The following is a 15,202-nucleotide window of genomic DNA, read 5'->3' as shown; positions in this document are numbered from 1 at the left end:
GTAAAAAATGTCTGACATGCGGCTCGGTCCCTTTGATTTCAACCCTTCCCTATCTACCAGGCCTTCCCAATTTCACATAGACCAATCTCGTTTATAGATGTTCCAAAATTGGTTACCGTATTGACCGGGATAACGCTGCTTTATCTCCTTCGCCTTTTGATCATAGGCATTGTCAGGCCATTTTTCAGCTGCAATGGCCAGTAAAGTGAGTAAGCCATCGTATCTGGCCGGTTTTATTTGTGGATAGGACCAACCGTTTTTATCCAGTACTTCGTCGAGCAAAAAATCCAGTGCGTCACGAATCCCTGTATCTTCTGAGTTTTTGTAGTTCCATAGATCTATATCAACTTCTTCTGCCAAAAGCGCCAGGTGAAAACAGGCCATCAGATTCATGGTACTGTAGGAGAAACTCAACGTCCTGCTGAGTTCTTCCGGTTGCCCCCCTCCTTTTTCCAGTTGTGAGTTCAACACATTTAACTTCGTGTCTTCAATGATATTGGTTAATACAAGCTCCCTTTCGCAAATAAGAGCAAGATGGCCTACTTGCGCATTGTACCAGCTATGGTGATTGTTACGTGTTTGACTTTCCAGTTTTCCCAGTTCACTGGTCAATAACCAATCTAAAAAGTCGTTAAACCAGGCCTTTAGCTGATCATGATCTTCATCCCCCCAATGCCCTGAATTTTGTATTAAATCAGCGGCTTGATATGCCTGCCACAGGTCTCTGGTTTCAATAATGCCGTACCTTCGGCCTTTGTGCCTTCCCGGCACTCCTTGTCCATAGTTAAGGTGCGGATTCATCTTAGTAGAGTCATTGGTAAACCAGCTTTTCAGCAGCTCTGATGCTTTTAAAGCAAATCGATCATCGGCGGTATTTTGATATGCCAAAGCACAATCAAAGGCATAAGCGACTGTTTTCATCATGTACTGCCAATCTGTGATTTTGTATACTTCCGGGTTGATCTGTCCGTCTTTCCTGATGTAGGGTAAGCCATCTTCTTTTGCTTCATCTGGCCACCAATAGATCCCCATACTCATGTAATCGTTCTTGTCGGCACCAGGAGGCATGAAGTCCTTTTGTAATACTGAAAACGGTCCCCGGTTCAGGGCGTCTCTTATATCAGAATAGATCTCCGGAAGTAAATCAAAAGATAATGTCTTAGTATGTATTTCACTGATAAAATCCGGTTCCCTGTAGATATCCAATTTTATCAAACGGACCAATGCTTCTGCGAAATAGTATTCCGCATAAATAAGAGGCATATCTATTTCGCTATTGCGGGGCTTGTGACCTGTACTGTGGTCCAGAAAAAAGCTACGATTACTTTCATTTTTATCCCTGTAGTTATTGTTGACAGTAGTCAGTATTTCCCGGGCGGTTAACTTGTATTCATCTGATTTTTCAGTGTTTGAATAGGCCTGTAATTCGAGCAAAGCAGAGGTAATAATAACGGCTGCAGATACGTCCCGAGGTGTATCTTTCGAAGCTTCATCGTCAAAGTCCCAGTAAGGCACTTTGTCTTCGGGCAGGTTTGAATGGTCCAGAACAAAATCAGCAATTTGATGTGCTTTCTCTAAAAAAGTGCTATCGCCTGTTTCTCTAAAGGCCACTGTAAAGCCATATAGTCCCCAGGCCTGCCCCCTCGCCCATGCTGTGTGATCAGCCATTCCCTGAAATGTGCCTTTCCAACGAGGTGCCCCGGTTGTTGTGTCATAATCCACGACGTGGTAACTACTGTGGTCTTCACGAAAGTGATTTTTTAACGTAGTTTTTGCATGGCGATAGGCCATCTCATAAAAAGCAGTATCATGGGTGGCTTTGGCTGCCCAAAAGAGGTATTCGAGATTCATCATATTATCAATGATCACCGGATATTGCCAATCCTCTTTTGCCCCCCAGTCCCAGCTTTTAATAGCCTCGATAGTATTATCGTACCTCGAAGCCAGGCTATAGGCTCCTTCAATAAGTACGGCTCTGTAGGTGGAGTCACCGGTTAGTTTATACCCGTTCCCAAAGCTATTGTACAGCATAAATCCCAGATCATGGGTTCTCCTATAAGTCTTGAGCCCCTCGAGTGGCATAGTAAACCGATGTGCGGTCTCTCTCCACAATTCTGAATCGTTTTGACTTGCCAGGTACCAAAGTATACCCGGTAAGAAACCGCTTGTCCAATCCTCTATACGGACGTCTGGCTTCTCCGGTGACCTGGGAAAAAAGGCCGAATCCCGATCTTGCAGGAAATGGTAGTGGTCACTCAGTTCTTTCAGTACCTTCTTGTGGTCAATGGTTCCATTTGTTGTATGACAAGTGGAAAGCAATGTGATTGCCAAAAGGGCAACCAACAAAACAGTAGTAACAGTCAGTGAGCGATGGATTTGTGTGTGTCTTCTCATTTTTATAGGAGTAGTAGCTATAACAGATTCAATTACCAACTTAAAGCCGGTCTGATTTCTTTATTCAGTTGCTTGTTATAATCAAGGATCATTTGCCTCATAGCCACGGTTTTTTCAGGATACATTTCCGCCAGGTTATATTGCTCTTCCGGATCATCTTGAATATTGTAAAGTGCCAGGTCACTTTTAAGCGTTTGCACTTCTGTTCTTTCCCCGTCCTGGTATGACACGTGCTTGTATTTGTGAGGTAGATGTAACTTCCATGGGCCTAGCCTGACTGCCTGCGGTTGTCCGTTCAGAAATACATAAAAGGGCTTATCTTTTATTCGTCCGCCTCTGAACAAGGGGAAAATACTGCGCCCGTCTATCTTACGTTCAGGTAATTTAGTGACCGTGACCTCAGCGATTGTGGGTAATATATCTTCCAGGGAAGATACCTGGTGACTGGAGGAATTACATTTAATTCCCCTTTCCCAGTAAGCGATAAACGGAACCCTGACCCCTCCTTCAAATGACGTACTCTTTCCTTCCCTGAATGGCCCCGCGCTTCCGGCATGGCTACCAAATTCCAGCCATGGGCCATTGTCAGAAGTAAAGATGATCAGCGTATTATCCAGGATATTAAGTGCTTCCAACTTCTTCATTATTCGTCCAACTGATGCATCCATTTCAGTGATAACATCCGAATAGATCCCATGCTGGCTTTTACCCGCAAATTGACGGGAAACAGAGAGTGGTACATGAGGCATTGCATGCGCCAGATAAAGAAAAAATGGACGTGATTTATTTCGTTCAATAAAGTCTAAAGATACTTCCGTAAAGCGTTGTGTCAGGTTGGTTTGATCTGGGTTATATTCTACTACTTTCTGGTTGGATAGCAATGGCAGATCAGGCCAGAGTATGTTATTGTCAGGCGTCATATCATTTGAATAAGGTAACCCGAAATACTCATCAAATCCCTGGCTTAAAGGAAGTACCCGGTCATCATCCCCTAAGTGCCATTTACCTACACAGGCTGCAGCATAGTTTCGTTGTTTGAGTAGTTCGGCTATGGTAAGTTCTGACGGATTAAGCCCCCTGTTAAAACGATCATGGGTCCATGCCGGCCCTTCCGGAGCAAGCACTTTTGGAACATTTACTCTCACAGGGTTACATCCGGTAAGTAATGCGGCCCTGGAAGGAGAGCACACCGGGTAGGCATAAAAATTCGTCAACTTCAGCCCTTTCAAGGCCATTTGGTCAAGGTAGGGTGTTTGATTTTTTACGGACCCATAAACACCCAGATCACCAAACCCCAGATCATCGGCCAAAATAAGGATGATATTCGGGCCATTAGCTTTCTTAGCCGTAGAATCGGCCTCGCCAGCATAACAAAAGGTGGTTAACAAAAAAATGACTACTGGTAAAACGAATTTGTAGATCTTCCTGCATTGGATAAGTAGTGTATTCATTCTATTCATAAAAGTTATTTCTGTTGATCTGAAATAAATCAATTGAATTCACCTTGTGAGAAAAACCTTCCGAAAAACAGTAATTGATAGTCTACTGCTTCCTGCCAGTATTCCCAATTGTGCCCACCAGGTCTTTCCGTATATTGATGAGGAATGTTCCTGTAAAGCATTCGCTCATGAAGCGTTCGATTTACTTTTAAAAAGAAATCTTCCGTACCACAATCGATTATAAAAGCCATTTTAAGCTTTGCCGTCAGATGTAGCATATTGATCACTGAATGTTGCTTCCAGGTGTCCGGTTGTTCACCATATTTCCCCAGGTGATGTGCTATTTCCCATTTTCCCGGGAAAGGCGTAAGGTCTACCCCGCCGCTCATACTGCCAGCTGCTCCAAACCATTCCGGATGCCTCAAGGCCAAGTACATAGCTCCATGCCCGCCCATACTTAGTCCTGTAATAGCTCTTCCTTCTCTCCCCTTCCTTGTATTATAACGCTCATCAATAAATGAAATAACCTCTTTGGTTATGTGCGTTTCGTACTGCATGGCACGGTCATCAGGGCTATCAAAATACCAACTGTTTTTGGCACCATCGGGACAAATGATCAACACATCAAATCTGTCGGTCAGCATCTTTATACGAGGCGCTTTTTTGATCCAATCCGAATAGCTGCCGTTATAGCCATGTAGCAAATAAACTGCCGGGTAGCGATTCTCATTGTTTTGATCATAACCATCAGGCTTTACTACTACGCACCTGATCGTTTTATTCATGGAACTACTTTGGATCAGCACCGTGTCCACCTGCGCAGCTACCAGGGTTAAGGGTAAGGTTATAAAAAAACAACCTATGACCTGTATCTTCATAAATTTCAAAATGTATTCCATTAGATCTCTATAAATTAAGGTGTAACATTTGATCATAGCATCACTTCATCATAGCTGGAGCCCAGTCTGTAGTTATCGATGTGAAATGAAAGTGACGAATTTTGGGTGGCCCGGTAAATACCGGTTTTGAGATCATACTGCTGCATCCATGTTTCTCCCAGGAAGCTGTCAGGCATGCCCAGATCTCCGGACCAATCTAATTCCAGGTCTCCGTCAAACCATATTTTCACTCTACCCTTATTATTCCCTTCACTGCCATCCGGTCTAAACCCTATGATTATATCATACCACCTGTTCTTCCCTATTGATTTATTCCAAACCTCTAGCGCATTTCCACCCGGACCATTTTTACGTTCCACATAGTAGTAACTGGTATTTCTTATTTTGAAACTTAATTGAAACGCCATGCCCACATCCAATAATAAAGCTGCCATAGGCGACGCGGTAAAAGGCTGTGGAAGCTGATGAAACTGCGTAAGTACTGTCCATGACACAGGAGGTTGACTGTTGTTTCCAAGAGCGAATTGAAAACCTACATACCTCCACTGATCAAACGCTATGGACCGCTTCATTATGTATTCGGTTCGCTGACTGGAATAGGAATGATCGGTAGTACCGTTAATCCGAAACTTTAGGCTTTTACCAACAACCGATTGATCTGAAGAGCTGATAACAGGCTTTTCCGTAAAGTGGGTCCACTGGTCTTTAAATTTATTCAAATGAAAGGTTGCTTCTCCGTCTGTCAATTTCCAATCCTCATCTACCCAGGCATGCTCAAAGTTGATGCTGACCTGTATAGCCCCATAAACGATCAAGCTATAAGCCATGATCGGTATCATCAACAAAGATCTGCTGCATAATTTTCGTAGTCTGTCTTTCATTTTGACACTATTTAACAGGCTCAAGACTAATAGCAATACCCCCACTTTCCATTAAAATGGCATGGATCACTGACGTTCGGTCGACTTCTGTTTCCAGGATCTGATACGCTCCCGGGTTGTTATCCAGATCCGTTTCAGGTGCATCCTCATAGATACGTGCCGAATACCTTTTTCCTTTTTCTAAAAAGTCCAGCTCAATCTGTAGCTGTTTTGAATGCTTACCGGTAGCGCCACCTATGTACCAATTTTCCCTCGTACGCCTGGCAATGACCAGATGTTGACCGATTTCTGCTTCCAATACCAGCGTGTGATCATAATCCACTTCCAGATCTTCAATGAATTGAAAGGCCGGGTGAGCTTCATAAATATCGATCATATCGGCAGCCATTTGCATCGGACTATACAGTATCACCATCAAAGCCAGCTGTTTGGCCAATGTTGTTTTTACACGCATGTCAGTGATATCACCGCGACTGGGGTGCCATTTACGCCGTTTGTCATCATAGCTCTCATACTTCAGATCAAATATGCCTGGCGTATAGTCCATTGGCCCGGCCAGTATGCGTGTAAAAGGCAATATCAGCGTATGCTCAGGGGTGATATCATGCGACCACCCGTTCCATTCCATTCCCTGTGCTCCTTCCCGGGTCATCATATTGGGCATAGTCCTTTCTATTCCGGTAGGTTTTATGGGCTCATGGGCATTGATCATAACCTTATGTTGAGCCGCTACTTCCAGAACCCGGCGATAATGCCTGACCATATACTGGTTATGATGAACATGACCTTCAGGTTGTATCGGACCGGCATACCCGGTTTTCAATGCGTGAATTCCAAATTTTTCCAGTTGATCAAAGGCTTTTTGCAGGTTACTTTCATAGCTGGTAACGTTACCTCCGGTTTCATGATGGCTTATCAACGAGACCCCTTTTTCATTGGCATAGGCCACCACTTCTTTCAGGTCATAGTCTGCATATGGCGTTATAAAGTCAAATACATTTGCTTTGCCCCAGTTTTCCCAGCCCTGGTTCCATCCCTCAGCCATTACACCTTTGATGTTGTGCTTCGCAGCAAAGTCAATGTGCTTTTTCATGTTTTCTGTTGTGGCGCCGTGTTCAGGCCCCATAGTCCAGGTTTCAACCCCTTGGTGCAGGCTCCACCATATCCCCACGTATTTCATAGGTGTGATCCAGCTAACATCGTCCAGCTTATTTGGCTCATTGAGGTTAAGGAGCAGGCCGGAGGTAATTAAGTCAGCCGGATTATCTGTTATTTGAAGTGTCCGCCACGGGGTTTTGAAAGGGGTCTTGTTTTTCACCTTTATACCGTCAGGCCAGGGGGCCAGGTCTGCTTCGTAGGTCAATGGAGATCCTTCTTTTGCCTTGACAGACATACCTGCATAATCTGTAAGGTTAGCTTCATGAAGGCTTATATAAACACCCTCAGCCGTTTTCAGAGTGAAGGGTGTATTGGCACTTTCCATTTCACTCAAGAGTGTGCTGTTATATTTTAATTCGTAGGTATCAAAATCTGCTTTGGTGTACCATGCTTTATGGTCACCGGTAAATTGGAATTCAGTCAACTCGTCCAGGATCAAAACACTGTCCAGGTTGGGTTGCTCAGGGAATTCATAGCGGAAGCCTATGCCATCATCAAACACACGTGCTGTAATGATCAGTGCCCTCTCAGTCCCTGACCTTTCTTTCAAGGTGATCTTAACTTCATTGTAGTGATTGCGATAACTTGAAAACTGTCCCCAGGCCGTATTCCATGTTTCATCGAATGTGCTTTCCTCCATGGACTGGATAAAAAAACCGCTCTTCAAATCTTCCGTACCCTTCAGATCAAAACCCAGGGCAGATGGTGAAAGGAGTTCACCACCCGACTTGTTCACCGAGTAAAAAGGCACACCATCAGTATTCAGACTCAATGCAAAGCGAATGGACTGATCAGGTGAAGCTACCCGGACTTCCTTTATTTCCTTCTTACAGCTCATGGTTAACAATGCTATGAGCAGTGTGAATATCAGACTCTTATTAATTACTATGTTCATATTTTGCTACAGTGCTATTACACCGTGATGTTTAAATCCAACAAACCCCGTGATCGCAATGAGCGTATAATAGTGCCTTAAGTTTTGGCATATGTCCCTCAATGTCGTTCTGTTTTCAATCATTCGGCATCAGTCCTTTTTCACCAGTTCCCGGGGTGTGTCCATTGGTTTTCGAACATTTGAATACCTGACCCTTGAATAATCAAAGTCTGTGATGTTTGAACCCTGATCTATTTTAATACCGGTGTTGTAATCGTTGATTTTAATATTATGCAGAAAAAGGCCTTCGATTTTTGCCGTGTTGTATACTCTTAGTGCAATAGGATATTCTTTGGAAGTGGTTTTTCCGTTGAAATTGAAAATAGTATTGCTAATGGTAACGTCCCGGACCAATTCGTGGTCAAATGCAATGGTGCCGGGAGGGTCTTGAATAAAAGTGCCTTTGTACTCCTTACTGAGCGTATAGATCTTTTTGGCAATCAGTGCGCTAAAAAAATCCGTTACCAGGGTTTCAGGGGGATGACCTGTTAGCGTCGAGTGGCAATTATCTATGGTCAATCCATCCACTTCATGTTCCAGGTTATAGAAAAAAGGTCCTTCATGCGTAGCAGTCACATTTCGCAATGTCAGGTTTTTGACTGAGTTCTGAACGGTGACTACGGGTCCCTTCCAATAGGGCACATAGAGATTTTCGATCACGATGTTCTTATGTTCTTCAGGAGGTGGTTGCTCCCAGTTTTCGTAGTGCTTCAACTTGCCGTCCCATCCGATTTTAACAGCTGCATCGCTGCCTCCTCCTTCAGTGAAAAAGGTCATATTCGTGCAATAAACCCCTTCCACCGGTTTTCCTTTCGCGGCTATCGTTCTCAAAATAGCCGCTCCCCAAACATTGGTGGCCACCACGTTCGTAACGGTCACACCACGAACCGGCCCGCCTTTTCCTTTATGTCCCATGGCCGAATCCACCACAATAACATCATCACCAAATGTGCCCGTAATATTATTGATCACTACGGAATGGGCCGGTCCTACTACATGAATACCGTCCTGCCATGGATGTTCGTTACCCTGAAAAAAGTGTAAGTCACTTATATGGAGGTTTCTGACATCTTCTAACCTCAAAGCCCATCCGCTGGTCTTACCGATTTGAAAACCTTTTAAGGTCAGGTTATCAACTTTATAAAAATAAACTGCTCCTCCGCTACGTTCGGGTTCTCTTCTCGCATTTCCGTCTAATTTAGCTTCCCCCCAACCTATCACATGGATATCCGTATTCCCATGGACAGGATCAGCGTTTTCAAGCAGTAACATTTTTATCCCATCAGCCGCCTTTACATAAGCGCCTGCCAATATCAGTGTAGTATGGCTTGGTAACTTTATGCTTTCCGTCAATACCCATTCTCCGTTTTTGCCAGGCCCGTTGGCTCCTAAGCCAATAACATTGTTACCAGGGCTTTCTAATGCACGCTTAATAGCATTATTGATCTTTTCATTGGCCGTTTTACCTGGATAATCAGATGCCCAATGAATGTTTTTATCAGTAGCATTTTGACCAAAGACGGTGAGTCCTGTACAAGCCAATAATGCGATCATCATGATTTTTTTCACTTTCTGTTTTGTTATGTCTAAAATTTCTATTTCTCTTCAGCATGTAGTCCCTGCTTAATCAGCCTTGACAGGCTCCTTGCCCATGGTAAAAACCAGGCGACCACCCGCCACAATATCTTTGTGAAGGAGATAATCCTTGTCATATTCCTTTCCATTGAGCTGTATCGATTGGACGTAGATATTGGTGTCTGACACGTTTTCAGCAATGATCTCAAACGATTTTCCGTTCTCCAGGTAGATAGTGGCTTTCGGGAACATCGGGGTGCCAACGCTGTAATTACCAGAAGCAGGGTTGACAGGGTAAAAACCCAGGGCACTGAAAATATACCAGGCAGACATCTGTCCGCAATCTTCATTCCCCGAAAGCCCTCCTGGAGTATTATTGTATAGTTCTGTGATGATCTGATGCACCCTTTCCTGTGTTTTCCAGGCCTGACCGCCATAATTATAGAGGTAAGCGACATGATGGCTGGGTTCATTGCCATGCGCATACTGACCGATCAGGCCAGTGATGTCTACAGGGGCACCTTCCACTACCTCATCCACTTCATTAAACAGGTCATCGAGTTTTTGGGTAAAGGCCTTTTTGCCACCCATCAATTTGATCAGACCGGGAATATCATGAGGTACAAACCAGCTGTACTGCCAGCTGTTCCCTTCTATAAAATCACTCTTTCCATAAGAGGCAAACTTCGGGTCAAATCCAGGTTGCCACTCGCCATTGGCCGCTTTACCTCTCATAAAACCAGTAGCCGGATCGAATACATTGACATAGGATTTGGACCGCTCTAAGAAATATTCATACTCTTCGGTTTTACCAAGCGCCTGAGCCATTTGGGCAATACACCAATCGTCAAAAGCATATTCCAGAGTCTTCGAAACAGATTTGTTATCCAGGTCGGCAGGGATGTAGTTATATTCTTTGAGGTATTTCACCCCAAAGTCATCCTGCATAGCGCTGGTTTTCATGGCTTCATACGCTTTTTCAACCTCAAAATCCCGGATCCCTTTAAAGTAAGCATCTACAATTACAGGGACCGAGTGATAACCTATCATACAGTTGGTTTCACTGGCATGAAGAGACCATACGGGCAATAGTCCGTACTCTTCGTAGTGTGCCAACATCGCGTTGATAAAATCATTGACCCTTTCCGGTTCGATCAGTGTAAAAAGAGGATGTGAAGCTCTGAACGTATCCCAAAGAGAAAATACGGTGTAGTTATCAAACCCTCCGGCTTGTTGGACCTCTTTATCCGACCCACGATATCGTCCGTCTACGTCTGCATAGAGGTAAGGTGCGAGTTGAGCATGATACATGGCAGTATAGAATACCTCTTTTTGCTCAGGCCCGCCTTCCACGACGATAGCCTTCAAGTGTCTTTCCCATAGCTCCTCAGCTTCCTGTTTCACCCGGTCAAAGTTCCAATGTGGGATCTCAGCGTTCAGATTGTTGATGGCTCCTTCAATGCTCACTGCCGAAATAGCCACTTTCACCAAAATCACTTCTTTTTCCGTCGTGTTGAACCTCACAAATGCCTTTATCTTGTCTCCATCCCGAGTTGTACTTCTTTCGATAATTTGTTCGCTCTGTACTGTTCCCCAATCCTGGAAAGGTTTTGAGAAAGCAGCGGCAAAATAGACTTCCTGCTCAGCCCAATACTTCTCACCAGGTTCTCCCCATCCCTTAGATTTTCTCAGACCGGTGATCAGCGTGTCATTCACAATGTTTACCTGGGTAGTGATAACGGAATCCCCCTTACGGCCATGAAAAAGATCAATGAGTATATTGGCATTCTCAGATTGTGGAAAGGTGTACTTATGAAAGCCTACCCGCTTACTGGCCGTGAGCTCAGCTTCAATGTTGTAATCCTCCAAATGCACCGAATAGTACCCTGGCGAAGCGGATTCGTTCTCGTGGGTAAAACGTGAGCGATAACCGCTATCCGGATCTTTCTTAGTGCCAGGTTCCGTTTGTATTGCCCCTGTGGAAGGCATGAGTAAAATATCCAACAGGTCTCCTCTACCTGTACCGCTTAAATGGGTATGGCTAAACCCCATAATAGAGCTGTCTGAATAATGATAGCCTGAGCACCAGTCCCACCCCTCAATACCTGTATCCGGACTTAGCTGAACCATACTGAACGGTACAGCAGCACCGGGAAATGTATGGCCATGAGCTCCAGTGCCAATAAATGGGTTTACGTAGGAAGTCAAAAGCGCCTGTTCCAATGCCGCATGCTCTTCAACAGGCTCTTTCCTACCACAGGCCACGACCAAAACAGCCAATATGACCGTCACCGGTTTTATGATCTTTGCTTTATTCATTGGACGCATAAGTCTTTTTGAAGGTCTGGTACATTTTGGTTAGTTTCTTTACTATTCCGGGATTTTCACCGGCTACATTATGCTGTTCCCCCGGATCAGTTTCCAGGTTAAAAAGCATATTATCGTGTGGGCCATCACCCGAAAGAAGGCCGGGATAATCTGCAGGACGAGACTGCTCATATGGCCCCAAGATAGTGACCCCGTCAGGGCCGCGAGGATCAACCCAATCTTCCTCCATGTAGTCCGGAGTATCTGTTCGAGCTTTCATATGCAATTTCCACGGACCACTCCTTACCACATATACCTCTTTACCGAACATGCCATACAAGGCTTCATGCGGGGTTTTAGCCGATTCGGTAAGCACCGGCATCATGTCCTTGCCGTCCAACCTGATTTGATCGGAAACATTTATGCCGGCCACTTTCAGGAGTGTGGGGAAAATATCAATGGATCCCATTGGCTCATTGATCACTTGTGCGGATTTTATTTTACCAGACCAACGCACCATAAATGGGACCCGCAAGCCTCCTTCCCAGGTAAGCGCTTTCATACCCCGAAGCCCACCGGCGCTTCCTCCGAACCAGGGGCCGTTATCAGACATAAAGATCACTAGCGTGTTCTTTTCAAGGTCAAGCTCCTTAATTTTGTCCAGTATGCTTCCCACTGAAGTATCCAACTCACGAATTACGTCTGCGTACAGGTCTTCTTTTGTATCAGGTGTATAGAAATCCGTTGAAGGAGCCAGGGGTTTATGTGGCATGGCATGGGGTAGATATAGAAAAAATCGCTGGTCTTTATGCTTTTCAATAAACTTCAGCGCCCGTTCGGTGTAACGTTTGGTCAGCGTAGATTGTACTACCGGATATTCTACTACCTCTTCATTTTCCAGCATATGGACCGGACGCATGTCATTGGAATATGGAATACCATAATAACTGTCAAACCCTCTTTTTGTAGGTAAGAATTGAGGCTGATGCCCAAGATGCCATTTACCAATGCAGGTAGTGGCATACCCCTCTTTTTTAAGCAGCTGACTGATCAAAATTTCATTGAGGGGCAGGCCTGCGGTATCAAGGTGTCTCGTTGCATCCGGCGCCGGATTATCCATTAAGCCATGATTGAATGGATATTTACCTGTGAGTAATGTAGCCCTGGAAGGTGCACAATAAGGAGTAGGTACATAAAAGTTGATAAAGCGTGCTCCTTCGGATGCCAGTTCATCGATCCTGGGAGTATTCCATTTTTCCTGGTGGTAACATGACAGGTCACCATACCCCATGTCATCCGCCAAAATTAAAACGATGTTAGGTGGATCATTTACCCCCTTACCCAAAGCGCAATTCAGTGTAGTGAAACTATAAATTAAAATATTTAAAATACTGATTTTTAATATTTTATATATATTCATATAAAGTAATACTTATTTTTAAAATCTTTAAAAACAACGTTTGATCATGGTTTCAGATAGTCTCATATGTTGGCATTGGGCGGGTTATTACTTTGAAATAATGAACTTTTTTGTGTGCACTCCCTGGCTGGTCTCTACTGTAACCAAGTAAGATCCGATCGTTAGTGTGTTCGTATTCACCTCGAACTCGTTCATTCCCTGCACCAGTTTATCTGAAATTTGTGATTGGTCTTTTCCTGACAGATCTGAAACCCGGATCTTTATCACCCCTTCCATGTCAGATGAATAGTTTATCCAAAGGCTTGCAGATGCAGGATTCGGATAAATCTGCCACTTGTCTAAAGCTTCATTTTCAAGCGGCTCTACGGTGGTATTCAACGCTTGTTCAGCGCTCTTTCTGGCGTTGTCAGAAGACAAGCTGGTCAGTTTCCATTTTTGAGAGTTCCAGTTATTCCAGGAACGTTGTGCGATAGTAGCATTATTCCCTCCACTTAGATTTGCCTGGATGCATTTGCCATTGGCTTTATTCTCAATTCTGTAATATCCATCACCCACAAAAATCAGTTTCCATTTTTGCGGATTCCAATTGTTCCAGGTGCGCTGTGTTATTGGTGCACCATCCACGTTACTGTCATTAGCCTGCAATACCCTGTTATTCTGCTTGTTTTGGATTTTGTAATAGCTACCGCCTAAATGAATAAATGCCCACTTTTGACTGTCCCAACCTTTCCAATCGTACTGAAGTACAGCAGATCCGTTTGATCCGTTCACGTCAATTTTGATCACTTTTTTATTCGACTTGTTCTCGATTTTGCGATACCCCTGGCTGATCGGTACGGTAAGGCGGATCACTACTACGTTATCCGGCACATTGACATTTATGGCACCATTATTTATCGCCAATTCATTTTCCACAAAATTGAAATCAGCATCATAGCGAAACTGGGTAGCTGAGGCGAGGTTGCCATTTACTTTCACAGTGACTGCATCATTTCCAATGGTTTTATCTGTGCCATCGTCATTGCTGCGGTCCACATTTTGCCACAGCAACAGGAAGTAGCTTCCATTACTCTTTTGTAACAACAATTTATGCGTAGAGCCCTTAGCATTAAGCACTTCAAAATCCAGGCTTTTTGTAGTAAAATCAGGATAATTCCACTTCTTATTGACTTTATCGAATTTAGCCTCTCCCAGCAGGCTGATCAGATTCTTTAGTCCGTTAAATGCCGGCTTACGCACTCCACCTGTCCTAAGCAGCCCCCAACTGTTTTCTATCAATTCATGAATGTAAGACACCTTTATTCCGCGGTTGAAATATTCACAAAAGCCTGTCAGGATATTCTTAGCCTGTGTCCTCTCCGTGACCGAATTAGAGCCGCTTGTTTTCCATCCGAACTCGGACAAAAGCAAAGGTTTGGGCGTACCTCCCTGAGCGTAACCATGTGTCTGGTTGATGGTATTATTCAGATTAGTGGTGATCGTACTCCTATGTGTATAATGATGGAAAGATTCCAGGTCATGCGCAATAGGGACAATTTTTGATACATTGTTGCCAAAGGCCATGGGAGTAGTGGCGACAGGCAGATCTTTAGTGGCGGGGTCACTTTTCAAGTAATGGATCATGTCCTGATGCCAGGCCCTGCTCGCCCGATAGTCCGTGCTGGTATTCAAATGGTTATTGCCATTTCTATCCGTGTATTGCTGATAAGGCCAGCCGAACCCTTCCACCAGAAAAATATCCGGTTCATTTTGTCCTTCTACGGCATAAATGTAATCTGCTGCGGCCTTACTATGTCGACGTACATCTTGCGGGGTTTGGCCTCCTTCATAGGAACCGGTGACAAAAAGGGCGCGTGTTCCGTAATTCTCCCAAAGCTGCCTGTTTTGGGGACCGTAGGTGGAATGGGCAAAATGAGAGCTTCTTACATGACGAATACCTAAATCCTGAAGCGCTGGTTTTACCTTGGTATTAAAGCCATTATCACGTTTATACCTGTCTCGATCGAGTTTGATATTGATCCCTATAGACCCAACAAAGGCATCCGCCTTTTTAGCAGTGACCTGTGCAACGAGGGGAATGGATTGCAGCCATAACACTATTACAAACAAGACCGCTATTGATCTTTTTTTATTGGTTTTCATATTATGTTGGTTTAGCATTCTATAAAATAATTTGGAGTGAAGGGCTTTAGGTG

At 44.2% G+C, this 15,202-nt stretch carries 9 protein-coding genes; all 9 read right to left on the bottom strand.

The window, feature by feature from the left end; translation table 11 throughout:
- Positions 1–72: 72 nt before the first annotated feature.
- Positions 73–2,394, bottom strand: coding sequence for an alginate lyase family protein (locus tag FNH22_RS08915; RefSeq protein WP_143398006.1), 2,322 nt, complete (start codon positions 2,392–2,394; stop codon positions 73–75).
- Between the two features lie 32 nt (positions 2,395–2,426).
- Positions 2,427–3,845 carry a sulfatase gene (locus FNH22_RS08910; protein ID WP_143398092.1) on the bottom strand — a complete coding sequence of 473 codons (1,419 nt, stop codon included), beginning with the start codon at positions 3,843–3,845 and terminating at the stop codon, positions 2,427–2,429.
- A 38-nt stretch (positions 3,846–3,883) separates the two neighbouring features.
- Entirely contained in the window at positions 3,884–4,732 is an 849-nt protein-coding gene (locus tag FNH22_RS08905) for an alpha/beta hydrolase family protein (RefSeq protein ID WP_255518013.1), read from the bottom strand.
- A 32-nt stretch (positions 4,733–4,764) separates the two neighbouring features.
- Positions 4,765–5,613: a heparin lyase I family protein gene (locus FNH22_RS08900; RefSeq protein WP_143398005.1), complete on the bottom strand. Its 849-nt coding sequence runs from the start codon at positions 5,611–5,613 to the stop codon at positions 4,765–4,767.
- 7 nt (positions 5,614–5,620) lie between these two features.
- Complete coding sequence (locus tag FNH22_RS08895; protein WP_143398004.1) at positions 5,621–7,666, bottom strand: glycoside hydrolase family 97 protein; 2,046 nt, start codon at positions 7,664–7,666, stop codon at positions 5,621–5,623.
- Between the two features lie 129 nt (positions 7,667–7,795).
- Positions 7,796–9,274: a glycosyl hydrolase family 28 protein gene (locus FNH22_RS08890; RefSeq protein WP_143398003.1), complete on the bottom strand. Its 1,479-nt coding sequence runs from the start codon at positions 9,272–9,274 to the stop codon at positions 7,796–7,798.
- Positions 9,275–9,328: 54 nt separating this feature from the next.
- Positions 9,329–11,599: a GH92 family glycosyl hydrolase gene (locus FNH22_RS08885; protein ID WP_143398002.1), complete on the bottom strand. Its 2,271-nt coding sequence runs from the start codon at positions 11,597–11,599 to the stop codon at positions 9,329–9,331.
- Positions 11,592–13,007: a sulfatase gene (locus FNH22_RS08880; RefSeq protein WP_143398001.1), complete on the bottom strand. Its 1,416-nt coding sequence runs from the start codon at positions 13,005–13,007 to the stop codon at positions 11,592–11,594. The genes FNH22_RS08885 and FNH22_RS08880 overlap by 8 nt, the downstream gene beginning before the upstream one ends.
- A gap of 87 nt (positions 13,008–13,094) precedes the next feature.
- Positions 13,095–15,149 carry an RICIN domain-containing protein gene (locus FNH22_RS08875; RefSeq protein WP_185154138.1) on the bottom strand — a complete coding sequence of 685 codons (2,055 nt, stop codon included), beginning with the start codon at positions 15,147–15,149 and terminating at the stop codon, positions 13,095–13,097.
- Positions 15,150–15,202 lie beyond the last annotated feature (53 nt).

Source organism: Fulvivirga sp. M361 (assembly GCF_007097395.1).
In the GTDB taxonomy this organism is placed as follows: domain Bacteria; phylum Bacteroidota; class Bacteroidia; order Cytophagales; family Cyclobacteriaceae; genus Fulvivirga.
Note: the sequence above shows the minus strand (reverse complement) of the source record. Positions and strands in the feature narration are given on the sequence as shown.

Excerpts from the sequence above, each read along its gene's own strand:
- FNH22_RS08915 (WP_143398006.1), bottom strand. The coding sequence starts at position 2,394 with ATGAGAAGACACACACAAATCCATCGCTCACTGACTGTTACTACTGTT.
- FNH22_RS08910 (WP_143398092.1), bottom strand. The coding sequence starts at position 3,845 with ATGAATACACTACTTATCCAATGCAGGAAGATCTACAAATTCGTTTTA.
- FNH22_RS08905 (WP_255518013.1), bottom strand. The coding sequence starts at position 4,732 with ATGGAATACATTTTGAAATTTATGAAGATACAGGTCATAGGTTGTTTT.
- FNH22_RS08900 (WP_143398005.1), bottom strand. The coding sequence starts at position 5,613 with ATGAAAGACAGACTACGAAAATTATGCAGCAGATCTTTGTTGATGATA.
- FNH22_RS08895 (WP_143398004.1), bottom strand. The coding sequence starts at position 7,666 with ATGAACATAGTAATTAATAAGAGTCTGATATTCACACTGCTCATAGCA.
- FNH22_RS08885 (WP_143398002.1), bottom strand. The coding sequence starts at position 11,599 with ATGAATAAAGCAAAGATCATAAAACCGGTGACGGTCATATTGGCTGTT.
- FNH22_RS08880 (WP_143398001.1), bottom strand. The coding sequence starts at position 13,007 with ATGAATATATATAAAATATTAAAAATCAGTATTTTAAATATTTTAATT.
- FNH22_RS08875 (WP_185154138.1), bottom strand. The coding sequence starts at position 15,149 with ATGAAAACCAATAAAAAAAGATCAATAGCGGTCTTGTTTGTAATAGTG.